Here is a 1,827-nt window from a genome sequence, read left to right as displayed (position 1 = left end):
CTGGGCACTGCCGCGGGGTGTGGGTGCCCCGGCGCTCTGTACCGCAATCGCGGCCAGGAGGAGCAGCACGGAGCCGCCCGCACCCCAGGCCACCACACGCTGGACGCCGGGCGAAAGGGAGGCCCATCGGCTCTTGAGATTGATCACCGGGGTGTCCCGCTCGGGTCAGCCGCCACGGCGCCGTCCTGAAGCACCAGGAAGACCTCGGTTTCCTGCCCCGGCGCCAGGGTCTTCAACGGCCAGGCGCCGACCGCCGCGACGATCCCCTTATCCAGGTCGCAGGCAGACTCGTTGGCCGGCACAGTGCCGGTGCCGGTATTGCGCACGCCAAGCGTCAGCACGCTGGCAGTCGCCCCCTGGATCAGCTGTGTCCTGGTGATCTTGAGCCCCGGGGCGCAGTGCGCCTTCGGGCCGCTACCCTTCACCTGGAAACCGGCCGGCAGCCGCCGCTGGGCCATGGCCCGCAACAGGTCGGTCAAGGCGGCGATATAGGGGGTGCTGCCGTTGCCCTCCCCCGCCGCGCCCGGCAGCGACGCCGACTTGCCGCCGTCGGGTCCCACGCCGCTCGCACCCTTGCCGCGATACCCGGGCACGGTCAGGCGAATCTCGCGCGGGGGCACGTACCGCGGGGCCAGGGTGAGCGACAACGCCAGGTCATTGCTCTGCCCGTCGCTGATGTACAAGGAAACGGCTTCCTCGGTAGACGTGGCCACGTAGACCACATGACCATCGACGCTGGTACTGGCCGCGGAGACGGTCCGCACCACCGGGTTCGCGAAGGGCGTGACGAGGCGGTTGAGGTGGTCGATGGCGATCTCGATCAACGCCGTGGTGCCCGGGGTGATACTGACGTTGCGGGGTCCCAGTTCCATCGTGACGGCTGGGGCCTGACCCGCCGACGGACCCATGGCGACGCGCAGGAAACCGCCACGACGCTCGGGGGCGCTGCTGGTCCGGCGGGCGGCCACGTCGAGTCCGCCGACCTGGCGAATGGTCGGTGCCCCTCCCGGGGAGCTTTCGCTGGTCCCGACCGGGTCAGCACGGGGTCCCGCCCCCGCGGTGCGTACATCCAACAGGTCGCAGGCGACCCGCGGGATCGCGGCCCCGGGGTCGGGCTCAGGCGCGGCCTGGGCGGTGCCGAGTGCGAGTGAGACGCACAGGGCGAGCAGGGTCGGTTGACGGATCATCGCGGGCTCCCAACGGTTGCGCCGACGCGCGGCTCCCCGGGATAGGAATCCAGGAAGACCACGACCGGACGGTAGTTCTTGAACTCGACACGCAGGGCATAGGTACGTGACTTGTTGACCGGCTTGGCGGCCGGGCCGCTGGTCACATGGGTGCCGGTGATGTAGATCGTGCCGCTGGCCGGGTCCCGGCTGATCTCCCGCGGCTCAAAGGCCAGACTGACCTTTTCGCGGCGAATCTCGGCGACCTGGGCGTCCAGCACGCGCAGCACGTCGACCCGCAGCGCCGGTGCCAGCAGGGGCTCCAGGGCCTTGGTCAGGAACTCGGCATTGGTGGGCGTGACGTTGCCGAGCAGCTCGGCGACGAACAGCGCCCAGGCCTCCCGGACCTCCTGACTGGCCGAGGAGCGCGCCACCGAGACCTCCCCTTCCAGGACCGGCGGCACCAACACCACGGTGCGATCGGTCTGGTTGATCGTCACCGCCAACACGCAGTTCACGCCGATGAGCAGCAGGATGATCAGGCGGTTGACCCGGTTCTCCAGCGTCAGCCCGGCCCAGGTGGCGAGAAATCGCTGGAGGTTCATGGTAGCCACCGCCGACAGAATGGATTGGGGGTGGTACGCCCACGCAGGGGCAGCAG

General features: G+C 69.8%; 2 protein-coding genes. Both read right to left on the bottom strand.

Annotation, left to right across the window (positions count from 1 at the left end; translation table 11 throughout):
- Positions 1-143: 143 nt before the first annotated feature.
- The gene (locus QZX93_RS25225; RefSeq protein WP_295385036.1) at positions 144-1,187 is read right to left on the bottom strand and encodes a type-F conjugative transfer system secretin TraK; all 1,044 of its coding nucleotides are present in this window, start codon (positions 1,185-1,187) and stop codon (positions 144-146) included.
- A partial coding sequence (locus tag QZX93_RS25220; RefSeq protein ID WP_366761206.1) for a TraE/TraK family type IV conjugative transfer system protein occupies positions 1,184-1,827 on the bottom strand: 644 nt, incomplete at its 5' end. The genes QZX93_RS25225 and QZX93_RS25220, both read right to left, overlap by 4 nt.

The sequence above is a fragment of the uncultured Thiodictyon sp. genome, assembly GCF_903946935.1.
In the GTDB taxonomy this organism is placed as follows: domain Bacteria; phylum Pseudomonadota; class Gammaproteobacteria; order Chromatiales; family Chromatiaceae; genus Thiodictyon.
This window is presented reverse-complemented; position numbering and strand designations above follow the sequence as displayed.

Coding starts and splice junctions, on each gene's coding strand:
- QZX93_RS25225 (WP_295385036.1), bottom strand. CDS start 1,187: ATGATCCGTCAACCGACCCTGCTCGCCCTGTGCGTCTCACTCGCACTC.